Annotated in this window: 1 rRNA gene; it reads left to right on the top strand. The window is 56.3% G+C overall.

Features of this window, described 5'->3' with window-relative positions:
- Nucleotides 1-1,246 (top strand): 23S ribosomal RNA (locus V5E28_RS48995); the annotation flags it as partial.

Raw genomic sequence — 1,246 nt, 5'->3', positions numbered from 1 at the left:
GAGGGGATCCCAAGTAGCACGGGGCCCGAGAAATCCTGTGTGAATCTGCCAGGACCACCTGGTAAGCCTAAATACTCCCTGATGACCGATAGTGCACGAGTACCGTGAGGGAAAGGTGAAAAGTGCCCCGGTGAGGGGTTGTGAAATAGTACCTGAAACCGTGTGCCTACAAGCCGTAGGAGCTTACGAGGATTTCGGTCCTTGTGTGATGTGACTGCGTGCCTTTTGAAGAATGAGCCTGCGAGTTATGGTGTGTGGCGAGGTTAACCCGTGTGGGGGAGCCGTAGCGAAAGCGAGTCTGAATAGGGCGTTTGAGTCGCATGCTGTAGACCCGAAGCGGAGTGATCTACGCATGGGCAGGTTGAAGCTCAGGTAAGACTGGGTGGAGGACCGAACCCACCAGGGTTGAAAACCTGGGGGATGACCTGTGTGTAGGGGTGAAAGGCCAATCAAACTCCGTGATAGCTGGTTCTCCCCGAAATGCATTTAGGTGCAGCGTTACGTGTTTCTTGCCGGAGGTAGAGCACTGGATGGCTAATGGGCCCGACAAGGTTACTGACGTCAGCCAAACTCCGAATGCCGGTAAGTGAGAGCGTGGCAGTGAGACTGCGGGCGATAAGGTTCGTAGTCGAGAGGGAAACAGCCCAGATCACCGACTAAGGCCCCTAAGCGTGTGCTAAGTGGGAAAGGATGTGGAGTCGCAGAGACAACCAGGAGGTTGGCTTAGAAGCAGCCACCCTTGAAAGAGTGCGTAATAGCTCACTGGTCAAGTGATTCCGCGCCGACAATGTAGCGGGGCTCAAGTACACCGCCGAAGTCGTGGCACTGATGAGTCTTTCGGGGCTTGTTGGTGGGTAGGGGAGCGTCGTGCAGCCGGTGAAGCGGCAGAGTGATCTAGTCGTGGAGGCTGTGCGAGTGAGAATGCAGGCATGAGTAGCGAATCGAGGGTGAGAAACCCTCGCGCCGGATGACCAAGGGTTCCTGGGCCAGGCTAATCCGCCCAGGGTAAGTCGGGACCTAAGGCGAGGCCGACAGGCGTAGTCGATGGACAACGGGTTGATATTCCCGTACCCGCTTTAACGCGCCCATATCGAACCTCGTGATGCTAAGAGTCCTTAACTCGCCTAAAGCCTTCGGGCTTGGGGTCAGAGTGAACGCTCGATCCGATCGGGTAGTAGGTAAGCGATGGGGTGACGCAGGAAGGTAGTCCAGCCCAGGCGATGGTAGTCCTGGGGTAAGCATGTAG

The organism is Nonomuraea sp. LPB2021202275-12-8 (genome assembly GCF_037044575.1).
GTDB lineage: Bacteria > Actinomycetota > Actinomycetes > Streptosporangiales > Streptosporangiaceae > Nonomuraea.
This window is presented reverse-complemented; position numbering and strand designations above follow the sequence as displayed.